The 19,911-nt window shown below is 47.4% G+C and carries 10 protein-coding genes and 1 pseudogene; 7 read left to right on the plus strand and 4 right to left on the minus strand.

All coding sequences use genetic code 11. From position 1 onward, the window contains the following. The first annotated feature begins 106 nt into the window (after positions 1 to 106). The gene (locus tag QUA04_RS17025) at positions 107 to 1,165 is read left to right on the plus strand and encodes a potassium channel protein (RefSeq protein ID WP_333258502.1); all 1,059 of its coding nucleotides are present in this window, start codon (positions 107 to 109) and stop codon (positions 1,163 to 1,165) included. A 587-nt stretch (positions 1,166 to 1,752) separates the two neighbouring features. Continuing rightward, positions 1,753 to 2,100: a hypothetical protein gene (locus QUA04_RS17030; protein ID WP_333258504.1), complete on the plus strand. Its 348-nt coding sequence runs from the start codon at positions 1,753 to 1,755 to the stop codon at positions 2,098 to 2,100. Positions 2,101 to 2,250: 150 nt separating this feature from the next. Here the strand turns inward: QUA04_RS17030 and QUA04_RS17035 are convergent, their stop codons facing one another. Both QUA04_RS17035 and QUA04_RS17040 read right to left on the minus strand, forming a co-directional pair. Further along, a complete protein-coding gene (locus QUA04_RS17035; RefSeq protein ID WP_333258506.1) occupies positions 2,251 to 2,808 on the minus strand; it encodes a single-stranded DNA-binding protein in 558 nt (185 codons plus the stop codon). Positions 2,809 to 2,997: 189 nt separating this feature from the next. Continuing rightward, positions 2,998 to 5,541 (minus strand): mannose-1-phosphate guanyltransferase, encoded by a 2,544-nt coding sequence (locus QUA04_RS17040; protein ID WP_333258508.1) that lies wholly within the window; start codon positions 5,539 to 5,541, stop codon positions 2,998 to 3,000. A gap of 576 nt (positions 5,542 to 6,117) precedes the next feature. Between QUA04_RS17040 and QUA04_RS17045 the strand changes: the two genes are divergently transcribed. The 3 genes from QUA04_RS17045 (at position 6,118) to QUA04_RS17055 (ending at position 8,942) form a co-directional block, all read left to right on the plus strand. Next, on the plus strand, positions 6,118 to 6,315 hold the full coding sequence (locus tag QUA04_RS17045) for a hypothetical protein (RefSeq protein WP_333030091.1): 198 nt from the start codon (positions 6,118 to 6,120) through the stop codon (positions 6,313 to 6,315). Between the two features lie 7 nt (positions 6,316 to 6,322). After that, positions 6,323 to 7,060: a class I SAM-dependent methyltransferase gene (locus QUA04_RS17050; protein WP_333258510.1), complete on the plus strand. Its 738-nt coding sequence runs from the start codon at positions 6,323 to 6,325 to the stop codon at positions 7,058 to 7,060. Between the two features lie 292 nt (positions 7,061 to 7,352). Further along, positions 7,353 to 8,942, plus strand: a complete 1,590-nt coding sequence (locus QUA04_RS17055; RefSeq protein ID WP_333258512.1) for an IS5 family transposase — start codon at positions 7,353 to 7,355, stop codon at positions 8,940 to 8,942. A gap of 171 nt (positions 8,943 to 9,113) precedes the next feature. On the opposite strand, the gene QUA04_RS17060 is transcribed toward QUA04_RS17055, so the two are convergent. After that, positions 9,114 to 12,638, minus strand: a complete 3,525-nt coding sequence (locus tag QUA04_RS17060) for a response regulator (protein WP_333258514.1) — start codon at positions 12,636 to 12,638, stop codon at positions 9,114 to 9,116. 1,711 nt (positions 12,639 to 14,349) lie between these two features. Here QUA04_RS17060 and QUA04_RS17065 point away from each other — a divergent pair. Together QUA04_RS17065 and QUA04_RS17070 are read left to right on the plus strand one after the other, a co-directional pair. Continuing rightward, positions 14,350 to 15,542 (plus strand): annotated as a pseudogene (locus QUA04_RS17065) (IS4 family transposase). Positions 15,543 to 15,687: 145 nt separating this feature from the next. Further along, on the plus strand, positions 15,688 to 16,308 hold the full coding sequence (locus tag QUA04_RS17070) for a GNAT family N-acetyltransferase (RefSeq protein ID WP_333258516.1): 621 nt from the start codon (positions 15,688 to 15,690) through the stop codon (positions 16,306 to 16,308). A gap of 657 nt (positions 16,309 to 16,965) precedes the next feature. Here the strand turns inward: QUA04_RS17070 and QUA04_RS17075 are convergent. Continuing rightward, the coding region (locus tag QUA04_RS17075) for an Ig-like domain-containing protein (RefSeq protein WP_445242334.1) at positions 16,966 to 19,911 on the minus strand (2,946 nt) is incomplete at its 5' end.

The following is a 19,911-nucleotide window of genomic DNA, read 5'->3' on the forward strand; positions in this document are numbered from 1 at the left end:
TCTAAAATCTCAAATCTCAAATCTCAAATCGATTGACCGCCCCTGCGTCTAGGGCTGATATGGTTAAAATTGGTAGCAGCTAATAGGTAATAGGTCAGCCCGATCGGTGTATTCAACTTTAGAGAAAAAGTACCAGCGCCTGCAAAAAGACTTAAGGGGCGGAGTCCTCGCCCTTGGGGGCATTGTATGCACCGGTACTCTCTGGTATTGGCAGATGGAAAAATGGCCTTTGCTCGATGCCGCTTACATGACAGTCTTTACCCTAGCAACTGTGGGCTACGGTGAACTTCACCCCCTCGGCAAACGTGGGCGAATGTTTACCATATGCCTGATTTTGATGGGCGTGATTGTGATAGGTTTCATCGTCAACCGCTTTACAGAAGCGTTGATTCAAGGATATTTTCAAGAAGGAGCAAGAATTAGGCAGCAGCGACGATTGGTAGATTCTTTGATCGGGCATTACATCCTCTGCGGTTTTGGGCGGACTGGGCGTCAGATTGCTTTGGAATTTCAGGCCGAAAATATTCCTTTTGTGGTGATAGATTCGGCGGTGCAGTCGGTTGAGACAGCTTTGGCGCTGGGGTATACGGCTGTCCAAGGAGACGCGACTTTGGACGAAACTTTGGTGAATGTGGGGATCGATCGCGCAATTTGCATAGTAGCAGCTTTGCCTTCGGATGCCGAGAATTTATACACTGTCATGTCAGCGAAAACTCTGAATCCCAAGGTACGGGCGATCGCCCGCGCCACTACAGAAGAAGCCGTAAAGAAGTTGCAGCGGGGCGGCGCCGATGCCGTCGTATCCCCCTACATTACCGGCGGAAAGCGCATGGCCGCGGCGGCTTTGCGGCCTCAAGTTATGGATTTTTTAGACGGTGTTTTGACCGGTACCGACAGTTCTTTTTACATGGAAGAATTTTTGGTCGATCCCAATAGTTGTGTATACGTTGGGGAAACTTTGAGAAATGCCAAGTTGCGATCGCAATCGGGGGCCTTGGTTTTAGCAGTGCGGCGCGCTGGCGGGACTTTGATTGTGGGGCCTACCGGAGAAACTGCGATCGAAGGAGGAGATATGCTGATTTGTTTGGGTACTGCGGAACAACTGCGAACTCTTAATCAAATCCTCAGTCCCCTGAGTTTTCGCCTCCCCCGGCCCCCGAACTAATACGATGTCAGGTTTATTGTCAGGAATGCAAGTCCTATCTCGATCAATGTTTCCCATAACAATTGACACTCAATGGCGTAAACGCACGGGGATTCTTTAACTTGGACTTCCCCCCTACAACTGTACTCACAGTTCTCAAACTCTTATTCCACAAATAATACAACTGTTGAGCTAAAAATTTGTACCCATTTATTATAAGCAATAGCTGACGCAGGATCTCGCGCTCCTCTGTTGTAGATTCAATATAATTGCCGATCACAAACAGATATCAATCATCTACATGGGTACACACTTTTTTACTCAACAATTGAAACCTTTGTGATCAGAGGCTTAAAAATGCTAAATATCGAATCGAATTAACGCGGCGGTGTTTGCGAGACTGGGGGGTGTTATAGAGATAATTTTAACGGTCTGTACTTACTGACTCAAGAATTGAGAAAATTGGTGGTATAATGCGGGATTTTGCTTCTCTAACCTTAGAGAGAAGCAAGACGGATGCAAAAATACGTCCTAAGAGTTTTGCGCTCGCCCCTAGCGTCAGGTAAGATTCTTGTTAATTATTGCGCTCCGCTCACGAGAAAAAATTTATGGCAGATATGTCCGGTCAAGACCCCTCGGAAATTAAAATGGCGACGGTTGATGAAGAAGAAAAAGGCGCAACGTTTAGCGGTACGGTCATCCTTGGTATCGATGTCGAGGGTGCTGGGGAAGTCCTTTTCTTCAGAGACTTTTTGATTGAAGATTATAAAGGCGAACTTACCGCTTATCTGGCAACAGATGGCAATGTAACGAAAAGCATTGATTTAGGCGAAGTTAAGCATAAGAGCAGCAGCTTTAAGCTGCCAATTCCGCTGGGGACGGATACATCACCCTACAATACCGTCGTGCTGCGCGACGAAAAAAGCAAGAAAAAAGTTGTGACGATCAAGCTGTAAAATTTGCAATTTAGCTCGTAGTTGGACCAAATTTGTTAGCGCAGCCCTCGAAGAGGATCGCCCTTTTTTTCCTGAAGTGCGATCGCTCTTAAATTAAGGTGCGTCACTTTCGCTCGAACAGTCGAGTTGTAAAGTGATGCACCCTAATTTTTAAAATGGAATCGGATCGTAATCGGGATTTTCCGGTTCGTTAGAGGAACCCGACTGGCGATCGGACTCAGAATTTGAAGACTGATGCGAGTTCCAATCCGAACTAGACGTGCGGTTAGCGCCGCCTGGAGCGCTGTTAGAACTGCGGTTCCGCGAGCCTAAAGATACTACATTGCTCGGCACATTAGCCGGGGCGGTGTCGCGAATTTGAGCCGGTTCGGGGGCGGTTCTAGCTGCAGGAGCCGCACTCATGGCATCAGCCCCGACACTGTAAATCCTTTGAGCTGTCAGCTCAGCGCGCTTTTCTTTAATACCATCTCTTTCGATCGTATTCATGCTCAGCCGCCCCTCAATAATCACGCGATCGCCCTCGTGATATTTCTCGTGAATTTCTTGAGCAAAATTTCCCCATCCTATCACTTTCAAATGTTCGGGCGGATCTTCTGGTTTTGGGCCGGGAAACTGCACCAACATCTCAGCGATTTGAAGTTGATTGTCAGGAGTATAACGTAGTTGCGGTTGTTGAATTATTTCCGCCATCAAAATGCAGCTATTCATCTGTTATCTATGCGTAATTGGGAATTGGATGTTGAAGAAAGAAGGAAGAAAGAAGAAGGAAGAAGGAAAAAATAGCTATCCGTGTACCGATGACTTGTGCGTCTTGCTTTTGGGAATTGCCTGCAAATTGGTAATTGGTGATTACTGATTTTTAGGCGCTATTCGCTATTAGTTGTCACCGATTACGGATTACACGTTACCAAATTTATCTTGGAGAACCGCCGCCTCGGCTTGACTGACAAAATCGTGAACGAGGGCGCGGTACTCCTTCAACGTTTCAGATACCCAATCTCGATCCTCACTGTTGGCGAAGATATGAACGGTCGGTTCACTAGCATCGGGTAAAACTAATACCCAATTGTCGTCGCTGTAGTTAAAAATCTTCACTCCATCTAATAATTCTAAACGATCGGGCGAATGAGTTTCTACTAAATGTCGCATCAGCGAACCCTTGATAGTCCAAGGACAGCGGACGCTGTAACTGCGGTGGGTGATGCGGGGAAGTTCCGCCTTGATCTGTCCGAGCGATCGCTCCTGAATCGTCATCATTTCTATCACTTTAGCAATGCAGAACATTCCGTCAAATCCGGGATGCAACTGCGGGAAAATAAAACCCATAAGGCCGCTGCCGCCCAAAACCACATTCGGGTTCCTATTAGCGGCTTCCATCAAAGCAGTTGGGTTCGCCTTCGTGCGGATTACCTTGCTTTGATAGCGTCGGGCGATCGCCTCCACCGCAGAAGACGCATGAACCGGCACTACTACTGTACCTTTGGGATGAGAAGTCAGCATCAAATTTACCATCAGCGCCGTCAGCATTTCCCCGCGAATCGCTATCCCAGACTCATCTACCAAAATGAGCTGTTCGCCGTTAGCCGATACCTGCACTCCAAAATTAGCGCTGAGTGCTTTCACCACCCGGCCGAGTTGGTCGAGCAAATATTCCCGTTCTCCGTTGCTTAGAGAAGTTTGCTTGAGACTGGCATTGAGAACCACCGCATCGCAGCCGAACTTGGCAAGCATTTGGGGCAAAATTGCTCCAGAAACTGCGTAAACGTAATCGATTACCACCTTAGTATTGCTGTAGCGTATTGCCTCAACATTCATCTGCCGCTCAAAAATACGGTTGTAAACGTCGAGAGCTTGGTTAAAGTACGTCATCTCTCCAATTTCGGGAATTAGAGCTCGCCGCAAATCTTCCTTAAAATAAGCCCCCTCGATTTTTTTCTCAGCTCCTTTAGTAATATTGATGCCTTTGATATCGAAGAATTCAATTAAAATGTGGTCGGAGCGATCGGGTGAAATGCGAACGTGAATGCCGCCAGCAATCGACAGCGTAGACGAAACCGTGCGCGCGATCGGAATTGCCGTCGATTCCAAATTGATCACATTAATTCCCACCGACATCAAACCCGCAATCAAAGACCTCGAAACCATCCGCGAAATGCTCCGCTGGTCGCGAGAAACCGATACCGAAGTCCCGGGTTTCAAAGTCGAGCCATAAGCCGCGCCCAATTTCACTGCAAATTCCGGGGTAACATCCACATTTGCCAGTCCTTGAACGCCACGCTGACCGAACAAATTCCGCTTAGCTTGTTCTCCCCAAATTAAATTTTGATTTAACAGAGCGCCGGATTCAATATTTTTGCTCGGCCAGACGCGCACGCTTGGTCCAACTTGTGCTTCTTCTCCCACGATGGACATTGAACCGACGACAGCACCTTCGAGGACGTGAGCGCGCCTGTCTACGCGGGTGCTCCGGCAAATCACGCAGGCCCTAAGATGAGCGTCTTCACCGACAATTGCTCCGTTCCAGACGATGGGACGTTTGAGGTTGGCGTCGGCCCCGACTGTCACGTTATCTCCGATCACTGTACCGGCATCGAGTTTAACTCGGGCTGCAATTCGGCAATTGTTGCCGATCATCGCCGGTACTTCGATGATCGCGCTATCGTCAATAAAAGTATTCTGACCTACCCAAACTCCAGATCGAACTTCGTTGTAGTAGCTCAAATCCAGTTTGACCTTTCCCCGCAGCGCGTCATACTGAGATTCCCGGTAAACATCTAGCTGGCCGACATCGCACCAGTAGCCCTCGGCGATGTAGCCGTACATCGGCTCATTTTTTTCCAGTAGCAGGGGAAACAAGTCTTTCGAGAAGTCGCACTCCTGATTTATCGGCAGGTAATCCAATACTTCGGGTTCTAAAATATAAATGCCGGTATTGATAGTATCGGAGAAAATTTCGCTGCTAGAAGGCTTTTCCAGAAAGCGACTGATGCGGTAATTTTCCTCGGTAATCACAACCCCGAATTCCATTGGGTTGGGAACGCGAGTTAAAATTAACGTGGCTTTGGATTGCTGGCTGCGGTGAAATTTGATCGCTGCCGTTAAGTCGAAGTCTGTGATGCTGTCGCCGCTGATGACCAAAAAAGTTCGATCGAGCAGTTCAGCAATATTTTTGACGCAACCAGCCGTACCCAGCGGTTGGTCTTCCTCCACAGCGTAAGTCATTTGAACGCCAAACTCTGTCCCGTCAGTAAAATATTCGCGCATGACATCGGGAAGGTAGTGCAGCGTCGCAATAATTTCCGTAATCTGATGCCTTTTTAGCAAATTAATAATGTGTTCTGCGATCGGGCGATTCAGAATCGGCACCATCGGTTTGGGCAAATCGCACGTCAGGGGTCTGAGCCTCGTTCCCGACCCCCCAGCCATCAGCACTGCACGCATAAAATCCTCCTTGCTTAGAAAGCTCTCTACCGCCATTGTCCGCTAGAAAAAGTTTGCCTGCTGTAATTCGTGGGCCGCCGACAATCAGTTCTTAGTTAAATATCTTCGAGTAGTCACACGTCTGGGAAATCCCGTTCGGCCAGGCCGTCCCCCAACAGCAACCGATTTCAACCGAATTAGAACTTGCTTCATCGCGCCAATTCCCCGGTCGAGCTCGGATTTGTAGGGGATGTTGGGTAATACCAGTTAAAAAAAAGAATGCAACTGTATGCCCGTACTCGAAACCCTTCTGTCATTGTCATTCCCAATTCTTTAATTCTTCCATTCTTTTATCTAAAATGGTATAAGTCCTCAGAATCAGCCACTTTGGGCGGCAGTCCCTTCTTGCTTGCTCGGTGAAAGCTATTTTGGGGGTATTATTTTTAAGTTTGTGACCAGCGGGGATTTTGAAGTCTCTTTCTGAAGGTGGAATTACTACGGTTATCGGTGCGCCTTGGCGTCTGATAAATGATAGATTAAGGGTAGGGCTTTGACTAGCTGACCCAAAATCCTATCCATTGCTTAGGGGTTTTTTAAATGAGTACGTTAATTAGCTTGGCATTGCTGATCGCTTACGGTGGCGGTATTTGGAAATTTTGGAATGGTTTCGATCGCACTAACTTCGACAGAAGTTTTGCAAATCGCCTGAAGCTCTCGCTGCTCTGGCCCGCGTTAATTTTTAATAAGCCTTACCGCCAAAACTTTACAAAAGCTCTCAAAGCTTCTAAAAGGTAATTCAAGAATGTCTAAAAAGTCCGATCGCCCAGTAGCGGGTCAGGAGCAGACTTGGTTTGCTAAAGGAAAATCAGATAGCTGGCAAGTTTTACTGTCGCAAGTCGCTTCTCGATTCGATCGCGAATACCGGGGAGAAGCTTTCGCTTTACCCGAAGAAGTCGAAGCAATGCCGATTTTCCTAGAATCTGTTGCAGGAACTCTCCAAGCAAAAACAGTTTCTCCCTTCTGGAAAATTGCCAAACCTCAAAAAAATCAGCGCTGTTTAGACATTGGCTGCGGAGTCAGCTTTCTCATCTACCCTTGGCGCGAGTGGGAAGCATATTTTTACGGTCAAGAAATCAGCAGCGCAGCGCGAGACGCCTTAAACGCTCGCGGCCCTCAGCTCAATTCTAAGCTTTTCAAAGGCGTAGAATGGGCTCCCGCTCACCAGTTAAATTACGAGGAGGCTGAGTTCGATTTATGCCTCGCTACAGGCTTTAGCTGTTACTATCCCATAGACTATTGGAGTATTGTCATGGGAGAAGTAAAGCGGGTACTAAAACCGGGCGGTCATTTTGTTTTTGATGTGCTCAACCCCAATGCTCCTTTAGCAGAAGATTGGGCAATTTTGGAAACTTATCGAGCCGGCGAAGTATTTTTAGAGACAATAGAAGATTGGGAAAAAATGATTAAAGCTGCGGGCGCTAAGGTAGTAAAAAAGCAAAGCGGTGACTTATTTCAAATGTATAAAGTTCAATACAATTGAGAGGTTAAGGGGAATAGGTAATTAGCTGTGTAGTCAAAACTTCAATCATCCAAAGCCGGGTCGGGCAGACGAAAAAAACTTCATTTTTAGTGGAGAAATTAGGGTGGAGTCAGCAAGTAGAAATTAGTTTGAGAAGCAACAAATATTCAAGCTGACGCACCCTACTAACTAGGGCTTGCTGAATATATCGATCGCACTTTACGTGGCGAAAGGTTTCGAGCGCGCGATCGAGAGTAAAGTGCAAGATAAACAGGTAAAATAGATCAAAACCCGTGCATCAACACCTGCGATCGTGTACAAAAAAGCTGAGCTTGCTACCCTCCCACCCTTAGACTTTGAACTAGCCAACGGGTCTAAATTGTCAGCCCTCAACCGTTGGGTAAAAATGGCCCAAATAATTCCGTGGGATGAATTTGAATCAGAATATGCGGCCAACTTCCCCGCAGACAAGGGTGCACCAGCCAAATCCTTTCGGATGGCATTGGGGGCATTAATTATTAAAGAAAAACTGGGAATTAGCGATCGGGAAACAGTAGAACAGATCCGTGAAAACCCCTATCTGCAATACTTTATCGGTCAATCAAGCTACACCAATGAACTACCCTTTGACCCATCTCTATTAGTTCATTTTCGGCAACGAATTAGTCCCAACTTAATTAATAAAGTGAACGAACGTATGGTTGAAAAAATGCGAGAAATCACGCCAGTCCCACCCGAAAAAAAAAAGGATGCGGACGCCAAAAATGAGTCACCCAATCGCGGAAAATTAATCATAGATGCTACCTGTGCCCCAGCCGACATTACCTATCCGACAGACTTAGGACTATTAAACAAAGCCAGAGTTCATACCGAAAAAATTATAGACATCCTGTATAAACAGATCAAAGATCCAACCCGTAAAAAACCAAGAACCTACCGTAATCTAGCAAGAAAAGACTACTTAGTAGTAGCTAAACAAAGACAGCCCACCCGAAAAAAAAGAAGACAGGCACTAAAAAAACAACTCCAATATATTAAAAGAAATCTCGCTAATATTGAACAGCTAATCGATTCAGGTGCGACCCTAGAAGGTCTGAATAAAAAGCAGTATAAAACCTTGCTAGTCCTCACAGAAGTCTATCGTCAACAGCAATGGTTATTTGATAATAATAAACAGAGTATTGAGGATAGAATAGTAAGTTTAAGCCAACCCCATATCCGTCCCATAGTCAGAGGAAAAGCAGGAAAAAGCGTAGAGTTTGGAGCCAAACTATCAGCCAGTTGTTTTGAAGGATATGTATTTTTAGACCGGATGAGCTGGGATAATTTTAACGAATCAGGGGACTTGAAAGCCCAAGTAGAAGCATATCATAGGTTCACAGGATATTATCCCGAGTCCGTTCATGCAGATCGCATTTACCGAAATCGGGAAAACCGAGCGTGGTGTAAAGAAAAAGGTATTAGAATTAGTGGACCTCCTTTAGGAAGACCTCCAGCAAATGTGAGTAAATCAAAAAAGAGGCAAGCGTTGGAAGATGAGAGGATTAGAAATGCAATTGAGGGCAAGTTCGGACAAGGCAAACGCAGATTTGGCCTGAATAGAGTGATGGCTAAACTTGATAATACATCTAGTACAGTTATTGCAATTACTTTTTTGGTCATGAATCTTTCTACCGGGTGGCGCCGGGTTTTTTGTGTGTTTTTATATCTATTTAGAAAAAGAACACCTGTTTTTTGGTGGGAGATAATCCCCAATTATTATTGGGGTAAATCGATACAGAAAAACTTATCTTTAACCGAGCTTGAATATATCGATCGCACCTGTTCTTGGCTGGCGATCGATTATTCAGCAAGCCCTAACTATAGCAACCGCCAAGGCGGTTATGGTATAAACGGGAAGTAGTCCTCCCTATTCACCAGATATTAACAAGATTGAGCAAAGAAGAGTCTTGCTTAAAGAGTCGCATCCCCAAAAAACTGGCTCAGTTTGATTGTTTACCAGATGCAATAGAGGATGTCTTACCTTTGGTGTCCGGCGCCGACGAAAGCGATTGCTATATAATACTTATAATGACTAATCACAATTTAGTAAAAAAGTCAATACCGTTTCATCAATTCCCTTTAGTTTCAAAGGCTTATATTTAACAATGCGATTTTCCTCAACATAATCGGCTACCGCCGCCGAAATTAGCACCGTGTTTGGTTCCGTCACCTCTTGCAAGCGGGCGGCAATATTCACGCTCGGCCCGATCGCAGTATAATCTGCTCGGTCGGGGCCACCAAACATCCCCACCACCGCAGTACCCTGGTGAATTCCGCAGCGAAACCGCACCGGAGGCACGCCATTTTCCCCAACAATTCCCTGCTCCAACCAGCCCTTGTTAAGCTCCTTCAGAGCTCGCAGCATTTGCCCCGCAGCAGCCACAGCGCGGCGTACTTGCTCGTTAGGCGTTAGTTCCTCCGGCGCGCCAAAGAAAGCCATTACGGCATCTCCAACAAACTTGTCCACGGTACCGCCACTGTCAAAAATAGCCTTAGTCATTGCCGCCAAATATTCATTCAACAGCTCAGCTACCCGGCGCGAGCGCAGCGTATTTGCCATTTGAGTAAAACCGACAATATCGCTAAACAAAATAGTAATCAATCGCGGTTCCGGGCGCAAATCCAATGCCAAATCTCCAGCCGCTGCGGCCTTCACCATCGCCGGGGGCAAAAATCGGCGCAGCACCGACTCAGTTAAATAACTGTTCAACTGCTGCACTCGGCGCTCGTTTTGTTTGAGGGCGATCAAATTCCGCACTTCCGCCAACAATTCTCGATCATTAAAAGGCTTGGACAAATAAGCATCTGCACCCCGTTCTACTCCTTCAATTCGAGTATCTTCGTCGGCTTTAGCAGTCAGCAAAATTGCCGGAGTTCCCTGCAACTCCTCATCCTCTCGAATCATCCGAATCAAATCCAAACCCGAGATCAAAGGCATCATCAAATCCGTTATAATTAAATTTGGTCTGCGTTTTTTTGCCACGGCAAACCCTTCTTGTCCGTTGCGGGCGAGCAGAACTGCAAAACCAGAATCTCGCAAAATTGCAGACACATAAAAGCGCAAATCGGGATTGTCGTCAACCACCAAAACCGTTCCCACTACTGTTTCTGAGCTGATAGGTTGGAGCGCCTCAAAGTTATGATTTTCTGCCTCATTTTCCGATAAATCCGCTTCCACATCGGCCAGTTCCACAGCAGCTTTCGATGAGTGAAACTCCGCAGGTATTTCTAGTACCTGTTCCGGGGGCAAGTGAGTCGAACCAAAGTGCAGCCAAACGGTAAAAGTAGTACCTTCGCCGTAAACTGACTCAACTGAAATTTGACCGCCGTGGAGTTCGACTAATTCTTTGACAAGTGCCAAACCTAAGCCACTGCCTTCATAGGAACGGCTAGCTGAACCTTCGGCTTGGTGAAACCGCTCGAATAAATAGGGAATTTGTTCGGTGCGAATGCCGATCCCCGTGTCTTTTACTTGCAACAAGCAGTGAGCGCCGGCCGATTCAACTTTCAGGGTGATAGTTCCGCCTTCTGGGGTGAATTTAACAGCATTTGATAGCAGGTTGTAAATAACTTTGTCAAATCTTTCCAGATCCAAATAAAGTAAAGGACATTCTTGCAGTTGGGTAATTAAGTGCAGTCCTTTTTTCTCGCAGTAGGCGCGGAACGACTCTGCGGTAGAGTAACAGAAACCGACCAAATCGCAGGGGCGGAAACTCGGCTGCATGCGTCCGGCATCAAGTCGCTGCAAGTCCAGCAGTTGATTTACCAAGCGCAGGAGGCGCCGGGAATTACGCAAAGCGATTACGGCTTGTTCGTAGGGCAAATCTTCTTTGCGGCCGCAAGCTGATTCCAGAGGGCCGATAGTTAGAGTTAGAGGGGTGCGGAACTCGTGGGAGATATTTTGGAAAAATTCGGTTTTGAGCCGATCGGCTTCCAGAAGCCTTTCTGCCTGCTGTCTGGTAGTCTGGTAGAGGCGCGACTGCTGCACGGCTAGAGCCGCTTGAGTTGCGACTATTTGAGCCAGGTCAATGTCTGAGAGGTTCCAGCGGCGGATGCTGCGATTTTGGCGCAGGGAAATGCTGCCGATGATTTTGCCTTCTGAGAGCAAGGGAACGACTAACAGGGCGCGGGCTGGCGATCGAACTTGCAGTTCTGTAACATTTAACTCGGGGTGTTCGTCGAGATCTTCGATCGCCACCGGCTCTTTTGATACCATAACTTGCAGCAACACCGGATTGCCCCGAATCGGCACCAAAGACTGTGGCAAAGAAGGATGGGCAAAAACCCAGGCGCGAGTGTTCCCAGCAGCATCGGCAGAAGTTGTCTCAGGGCCAAGAGGGTTCGCAACTACCTCTGGATTGTCAATAAAACCCTGTTCTACAGCCACGGTATCCCTATCTGTGTCGTATAGCCCCACGCATTGGACGTATTCATCATCTTCTGTCCACAGAGATAGGGCACAACCGTCAACTTGCAAAGCTTGACCAAGCTGTTGAGTAATGGCTGCAAAAATATTTTGGGGATCGAGACTCGATCGAATTGCCGTAGTAATAGTATTGACTAAGGCCTCGCGCTTGGCCAGCGCCCGCACCTGTTCGTAAGCCCGGGCTTGAGAAAGCGCCAAAGCGGCTTGGTCTGCCACCGTAATTACCAACTGTACCTCATGGTCTTGCCACTGGCGCGGTTCCTCGAACTGGTGCAGCGCCAAGACAGCCATCAGTTCGATTTTGTAAAACAGCGGTACGATCAAGCTCGATCGAATATTCGCAGCTTCGTAAGCCTGCTGTCGCTGTGGATTATCCCAGTTTAAAACTCGATCGTCAGTTTGGGCATCTTGAATCACCTCCACATCCAGAGTTTCCCAAACCAAATCCGGCAGCAAATCGGGGGAGAGTTCGGCAGCAGAAGCATCTCCTGGCATCGCTTCCTCATCGCCCCGCAACCCTTTAGTTTCTGCCTTCTGGTAAACGAACCACTCATCGGCCACCCGGCCGTCTTGGAACGGCCGCAGCAGACAGCAACTCACCTCAAACATCTGCCCGACAGTTTCCACAATTCTTTGCAGCATTTGCTGGTAATTGGGAGCCGATCGGATAGTATTGGTAACGGCATAAAGCAGCGATTCTTGGCTCAAAGCACGGCGCAGTTCATTGGTGCGCGTTTTCAGAAGATTGTGAGTCTCAACAGCTTGACTGACAAGATTTATCAGCTCTTGAGCATCCCAAGGCTTAGTAACGTATTTGAATACTTTGCCAGCGTTAATAGCTTCAACTAAATCTTCAACATCCGTATAGCCAGTTAAAATAATTCGGATCACGTCGGGGTACTGAGCCGCCGTCAGGCTGAGAAACTCCGTACCGCTCATTTTTGGCATTCGCTGGTCGGAGATAATCACCGCAACTTCTCCCTCTTTTGCCAAAATTTCGAGAGCAGCGGGACCAGATTCGGCTCTGAGCACTTTGTAGTCTCGATGAAAGGTGCGGTAAAGCAAGTCGAGGTTATCCGGTTCGTCATCGACGATCAGAATTTTTAGCTTAGGATTTTCTTGGGAATTCATGCACCGTTCTCCTGTGCCCCGGGGCTGTTCGATTTAATAAGTCTGATTAAAGGAAGAATTCGCCGATTTAAATTGCTGAAGTCATACCATTTTCGATTTTCGATTTTCGATTTTCGGTTGCGAATGACTGATGACATAAGAATTGGGATTTTGCCTAGATAGCCATTATTTTGGGAAAATGGTATCACAATAATTCGTGGATATGAAGTTGTTGTGAGTGTGCCGAGGCAAGCATCAACCTTGATTTTTGATGTCTGGGTTTTCAATTCGGAATTCTTCTGAGCCACAGTTATCTGTCGTGCACCCCAATTTTCTTATTTAATGATATTCACATAAACTTGTCTCCCGATAATTTTCTTTAACCCCTTACCTTTCTGCAGCAGCAGAGCAAACACAAATCAGGCAATTTTAACTGCCGTCTGGATATCTCAGAATACATAGGAATAACCGTCCTGATTATGAGTAGATTTACCAAATTTATGTTTGATCCTGGCTCCTAGGACTCTTTTATTTGGTATGTGAAAGCTGCCTGCTGCAAGATACAATAGACAACCAACATCTTCGCCTGTGTTTTTTCCCACAAGTAACAGCAACTTTAACAGTCAGCCCAGGATACCGCCCACAATCGGGCGCCCAGTCCCTGACTAATATTCGGGGTTGCCCACAGACCACAGAGGTGTCTGTGGGAGTGACGCAATTGCTGTACCATTTTAGTTAGACTTGCACCTTTTTCCCCGATATCGGAATTTTTTGTGCCTCCTGCAGACCAACGCCCAAGCCAATTACTGCGGCGAAACACCGCAAGCTCGAGCATCCATCTGTTAATCTTAGCTAGGGATGTACTCTGTGGAAACCGATCAGTCGATTTTAGATTTTAGATTTTAGATTTTAGATTTACTTCACAGATGAATCGGGGAGCTTGAACTAGGGTCTAAAATTTTGATCTGTCCCCGACGAGTGTCGGTGGCTTGTATAGGTTTTTGGGCAGGGTCAATCAGCTCGATCGAGGTTTTGAAGGTCTCGCTCGCGCGCAGCAGAGTATCGAACCGACGGGGAAAACCCCTGTAGACTGTTTCCAGGCATCCAAATTTAAATTGGAGCTTGGAAAAGTACCCAGTAGCTCAACAGGTAAGGCCGGTTCGATGGGGGACGGGCGATGGATAGCCCAGAACTGCTGAAAGCTGGGGTGCCAGGTCGGGGGGTGGCGGGAAACATCCGACGCGCCAGCGCGCCCGGTGTTAGTAGGGTCAGTCGTGGAGTTTTTCAACTACCGCTTGACGGATAAATTATATTCGATCGGGTATTTCCGTAAGCAGAGAGCGGTAAGATTCTGGGAACCAGACGTTAAAACCTTTCTGATTGTTTTTAATACCTTGCCCGCTAAGCTGTCGCGCATTTAATTTGTAAGCTACTGTTTACTTAAACTCTTGTGATGCCGGCCGAAAGCCAGGGATCAAGCTTCAATTTAAAGGCCAAATAGCTTATCCACAAATCTAGTATGAGGGGATGAGTTTTATCTTTTCATAACTAGAGTATTAAATGCTAAAAATTTTTCCTTTACCTCAATTACTACTTAAAGTCAAGCACAAAAAAAAGTAATTTAATCTGGCTGAGAGGGTGAAAACCGAGGAAAAACCCAGACGGGGCAATTGTTTGAGATAATGGAGAAGGCGTAAAAAAGCAGGTGGCTTTTGGAGCCACCCCACAAAAAATGCTCAAGACATTATACCAAAAGTTATTACGAATCCATTTGAGCGAGAGTCAAGCACTCGCCTTAGAACTCTTAGTTCTGATGCTTCAAAGCTATCGACAAGTCAGATTATCAAGATTGGCTAACATCTTTCCTCAACCGATTCAATACAATAGTCGCTTAAGAAGTCTCCAGCGATTTCTTAAGCCCCCCCAGCTTTCGGCAAAGTTGCTGTGGTTTCCTATAATCAAGGCAGCTTTAAAGTCTGAATTTAGAGAGGAAACATTTAACAGAGCGCAACGTAGAAACAGTTCAAAATTAAGAGTCAAAACTAAAAACTATGTAGCCGTTGCTCTCGACCGAACCCAATGGAGAGACCCGAATCTAATCATGGTCACGATAATCTGGGAAAATCATGCTTTGCCAATATATTGGGAGTTATTGTCGAAGTTAGGGAGTAGTTCTTTCGCTGAACAAAAACGGGTGTTGAGTCCTGTCTTGGCCATTTTAAAACCTTATCCTGTTGTGGTGGTAGGAGACGCCTGAGTTTCGTAGTGCAAAGCTCGCAGACTGGCTGAGGACAAAGAGTGTAGATGTCGTATTTCGACATAAAAAGAGTGCTAGCGACTTCATACCAGCCTCGTCATTCTTTAAAAAAACAAGGATTTAAATCCGGAGAATCTCATTTATTCACCGATGTAACCATTCAAAAATCTACACCTATTCATGGATTAAACTTAGGAGTTTATTGGAAACGACGTTATCGAGGAAAAGGGGTGAAAGAACCATGGTATTTACTAACTACGCTTTCCAAATCAAAGCGGGTTAAGGAACTTTATCAAACGCAAGGGGGCATCGAAATAATGTTTAGAGATTGTAAAAGTGGAGGCTATAATCGCGAATCGACTCGGGTGGATTCCACCGGATTTTTAGCCTTAGTTTTGTTGATTACTTTCGCTTATTGGTTAGCGACTATCGCCGGGAATGAGTTCCAATCTAACCACTTAGTAGCTTACCTCGGTGGCTCGGAAAAAACTCCTAATAATTTTCCCCATCACAGTATTTTTTGGCTCGGATTATCTGGTTATGCTTGGAGCCAGTCCCTAGTTTTCTGGCGAGCTCAGATGTTAGCACGGATGGCCCTAGAGCCCCATAAAGCTCAGAATTTTCGCCAAAGACTAAACGCTCTATCCCTTGTACAGCAATCGGTCTAGTTGTCTTGTCACCCTCTCTCTCAGTTAATCTGGTTAATAAACTATGCCTATAAGTTACGTTATAAGATCAGTGTAACATCAGTGAATTTTCTAAGATGGTAGCTTAGAAACCCGCGTCAAAAAATTAATATAGTGGCCTGGCATTGTGAATCCTTCATTTTTTTCCTCACCATCTCACCAACAACAAACTCCCGGACTTTCTGGTTTTTCGATCCGGGTCGCTGCGCCCAACGACTTAACGCAGCTAGCTGATATTTTAGCCATGAGTTTTCACTCCCGCGAGGGGTTTGTAGAATGGGTGTATCCAGTGTTGCGTTTGGGCATTTACGAAGATTTAAAAAATCGACTGCGTTCTAAGGCCGAACATTACATTTGTCTGGTTGCTGAGCTAGTCTCGCGCGAGGAGGGAACGCCGAATTATAAATCGCACCCTCAGCGCATGGCAGGAACAGTAGAAATGGCTCTGCGTTCTCGCTTTCCTTGGCAAATACCCAGTTCTGACTATCCTTATTTGTCGAATTTAGCTGTTCACCCGGAGTATCGGCGGCAGGGGGTTGCTCAACAATTGCTCAGCAACTGCGAGGAGACAGCCAGAGAATGGGGATTTTCTGAGATTTACCTCCACGTTCTGGAAAATAATCACGCGGCGCGACAGTTGTACTATCAGGCCGGCTATCGCTTGCAACAGGTGGATTGGAATTGGACTGGTTGGCTGTTCGGCCAGCCGCGTCGCCTGTTTTTACGCAAGCAGATTTCGCTATCCTAAGCTAAGTATTTGAATCGATCATGGGGAATTGGGGCGAAGCAGGGAAAAAGAAAAAATAGCTATCCGTGTATCTTTGACTTCCGAATTGTGCATCAATGGAATGGGAATGGGGAATTAGTGATGAATTTTAGTTGGCTCTTAAGCCCGATCGCACCACACACTAAAATGAGTTCGTAGTAAACACTCTTTGCTACCAACCCTTGTGTACCTTGGAACACCTGAAAAACCACATACAAAGTTATACCAAATCCGGTAGCCTCGTTGGGCGGAAAAACCAGTCAATAATCACGAATAATGCAACAGAAATCAATATAATTCATCTGCGTTTATGTGTATTTATTTGCCTGTATTTGCGGTAAAAAAAGAGAATTTATTCACCACTGATGACAATGGAGGAACCCTGGTTCACGCCGATAAAGATAATAGATTTATGAATAATCCCACTGCTAACAGATTTTATCTTATACCAAATCCGGCTTGAATACACCCTTATTTTTTAGCATTTTATAGAGGGACATAAGGCAACTGTAAGAGTAATGTCAAGGGCCGAGTGCAACAAAGTTGCTAACCCGGATTTAGTATTGTGAGGAACGCCACAGAAGTTCTGATCTGCTGTGGCGTTTTGTTCGTCAGAACAGGAGACTTTCGCCGCCAATTCTAAAGCTCAGAGAGATTTGGTAGGAAATCCGAGGAGCCGATCGCCCCGTTAACCCCAACCAGATTCGTTAAAACCCGATCGGTTCCTGCTACTAGGAGCAAGGTACCGTTCGGAGTGGCGCTAAATTGCAACTGCTCGAAACTCAGCCCGTCGCTCAAAACAAACTTATCCACGCCTACCTCGAAGTTAATGACAGTATCAGTGCCACCCTCACCATTCAACACATATCGATCGCTCCCCATACCTCCAATTAAAGTATCCTCGCCCAAGTCGCCAAACAGCCAGTCATCTCCAGCGCCCCCATTGAGAAGGTCGTTATCTTTACCACCAATCAGGGTATCGCTGCCAGCATCTCCGTTGATCGTATCTTTGCCTTCATTGCCGTAGAGCAAGTCATCGCCGTCACCGCCGTTAATGCAGTCTTGCTGGTCGTTTTCCCCCACCGAGACGCCCCGGTTATCAGCACGATCGCCATAGATGGTATCGTTGCCCTCGCCACCGCAGAGTTCATCGCTGCCGTCACCGCCGTAAATCAAGTCGTCACCCTGATCTCCGTGTATGAGGTCATTAGCTTTGCCACCGTAAATCAAGTCGTTGTCTTGACCGCCACTGATGGTATCTTCAGCTTCATCGCCGAACAGCACATCAGCACCGATGCCACCAAAGAGCAAGTCCTGGCCACCCACATCTTTAGCTCGACTTCGAGCACCGCCGTACATGGTGTCGTCGCCGCTGTCGCCGACAAGGGTATCAGAGCCGAGCTCGCCCCAAATCAGATCCTTATCTTTGCCACCCCAAACACAATCATTGCCTTTACCTGCTTGCACGGTATCATTACCGTGGCCGCCGCCGATGATGTCGTTGCCGCTGTCCCCAAAGATTAAGTCTTGTTCGCCGAGATTCCCGATTGACTCGGAACTGCCACTGTCGCCGAGCAGAGTATCGGCTCCTTGGCCACCGTAGAGGGTATCGGAGCCTAATTGACCGTAGATGATGTCATTGCCTTTACCTCCGTAAGCGCGATCGTTATCTTTACCTGCAACCAACGTATCGTTGTTTTGTTGGCCGTTGAGGAAGTCGTTACCGAAGCCTCCGTAAAGCAAGTCGCGTCCCTGGGAGTCGCTGGCCCTTTGGTCGCGGATGCCCCCAAACAAGCTGTCGGAGCCGATGCCACCAAACAACGTATCGGAGCCGAGTTCGCCCCAAATCAGGTCATTTTCTTTACCTCCAAGGGCAATATCGTCACCTTTGCCGCTATGGATGGTATCGTCGCCCTCGTTGCCGTTAATGAGGTCTCCAGCCTCGCCTCCGAAAATCAAATCGCGAGCATCGTCAGGACTCTGGGAGTTGTTCTGCCCGGTGTCTCCGAGAATCGTATCCGCACCTCGATCTCCAAACAGGGTGTCAGAACCTAAGTCGCCGGCAATCCAGTCGTTCTGTTTGCCTGCAAATACGATATCGTTGCCCTCATCTCCGTAAACAATATCGGTGTCAATGCCCCCAAAAATCGTGTCATTGTCTTCGTTGCCGTAAATTTCGTCCGCGCCGTCTTCACCTAAAAGCAGGTCGTTGCCTTCAAAACCGACGATTTTTTGGTTGCCTTTGGTGTCTACGATGAAGTCATCGCCGTCGGTTCCTTTGGTGGTTTGTCCCTCTGAAAATTGTGAAATAGGCCGGACAAATCCCACTGCAGGTGGTTGCGGCGGGAGCGCAAAGTTAATTCCCGGTTTTTCAATAATGGGCTGACACAAACAGTCGGTATCTGTTTCGGCGATCGGATTTGAGATGATCGGCGATGCCGCCGTTGGTGTGGGAGTTGGCGCAACCGGCCGCAAGATAGCTGCCACAGTAGCGGGTGTGGGACTGGTGGCACCGCTGTTGTCTGTGGCGCTGTAGGTGAATTTGGTTCCTGTAAAGTTGCCCGTCGTGAAGAAAAATAGTTGCTGCAACTGTGCAGGAGTCAGGACTTGACCTTGTGTCACTGCTACACCGCCACCGTTGGCTGGATCTCCTAAAAACAGACCTGCTTGGTCTGGTGAGGGCACGGTGTTGATTATGTAAGAGGCGATCGACCCGTCGGGGTCGCTGCCTCCCAATCCTGTGACTAACTGGCTGCTGTTGGGCCCGAGGCTAGAGTTTGCATTGTTGGCAACTGGCGGTTGGTTGTCAGTTGGAAGTATGGCTGCCACCGTAGCGACAGCGGGACTGGAGGCGCCGCTGTTGTCTGTGGCGCTGTAGGTGAATTTGGCTCCTGTAAAGTTGCCTGTGGCTTGAAAAAATAGTTGCTGTAATTGTTCTGGCGTCAGGACTTGACCGGGTGTCACTGGTACACCGCCGTTGGCTGGATCTCCTAAAAACAGGACGGCTTGGTCTGCTGGGGGCAGGCTGTTGATGGTATAAGAGACGATCGACCCGTCGGGGTCACTGCCTCCCAATCCCGTGACTAACCTGCTGCTGTTGGGCCCGAGGCGGGAGTTGGCATTGTTGGCAACTGGCGGTTGGTTGCCAGTTGGAGTTGGAGTTGGTGTCGGCCCTATCAGTCCAGCCACAGTAGCGGTAGCGACTGGACTGATAGCACCGCTGTTGTCTGTGGCGCTGTAGGTGAATTTGGTTCCTGTAAAGTTGCCCGTCGTGAAGAAAAATAGTTGCTGTAATTGTTCTGGCGTCAGGACTTGACCGGGTGTCACTGGTACACCACCGTTGGCTGGATCTCCTAAAAACAGGACGGCTTGGTCTGCTGGGGGCAGGCTGTTGATGGTATAAGAGGCGATCGACCCGTCGGGGTCGCTTCCTCCCAATCCTGTGACTAACTGGCTGCTGTTGGGCGCGAGGCTGGAGTTGGCATTGTTGGCAACTGGCGGTTGGTTGTTAGTTGGAAGTATGGCCGCGACAGTAGCGGTAGCGGGACTGGAGGCGCCGCTGTTGTCTGTGGCGCTGTAGGTGAA

The sequence above is a fragment of the Microcoleus sp. S13_C5 genome, assembly GCF_036700845.1.
GTDB lineage: Bacteria > Cyanobacteriota > Cyanobacteriia > Cyanobacteriales > Microcoleaceae > Microcoleus.

Excerpts from the sequence above, each read along its gene's own strand:
- QUA04_RS17030 (WP_333258504.1), top strand. The coding sequence starts at position 1,753 with ATGGCAGATATGTCCGGTCAAGACCCCTCGGAAATTAAAATGGCGACG.
- QUA04_RS17035 (WP_333258506.1), bottom strand. The coding sequence starts at position 2,808 with ATGAATAGCTGCATTTTGATGGCGGAAATAATTCAACAACCGCAACTA.
- QUA04_RS17040 (WP_333258508.1), bottom strand. The coding sequence starts at position 5,541 with ATGCGTGCAGTGCTGATGGCTGGGGGGTCGGGAACGAGGCTCAGACCC.
- QUA04_RS17045 (WP_333030091.1), top strand. The coding sequence starts at position 6,118 with ATGAGTACGTTAATTAGCTTGGCATTGCTGATCGCTTACGGTGGCGGT.
- QUA04_RS17050 (WP_333258510.1), top strand. The coding sequence starts at position 6,323 with ATGTCTAAAAAGTCCGATCGCCCAGTAGCGGGTCAGGAGCAGACTTGG.
- QUA04_RS17060 (WP_333258514.1), bottom strand. The coding sequence starts at position 12,638 with ATGAATTCCCAAGAAAATCCTAAGCTAAAAATTCTGATCGTCGATGAC.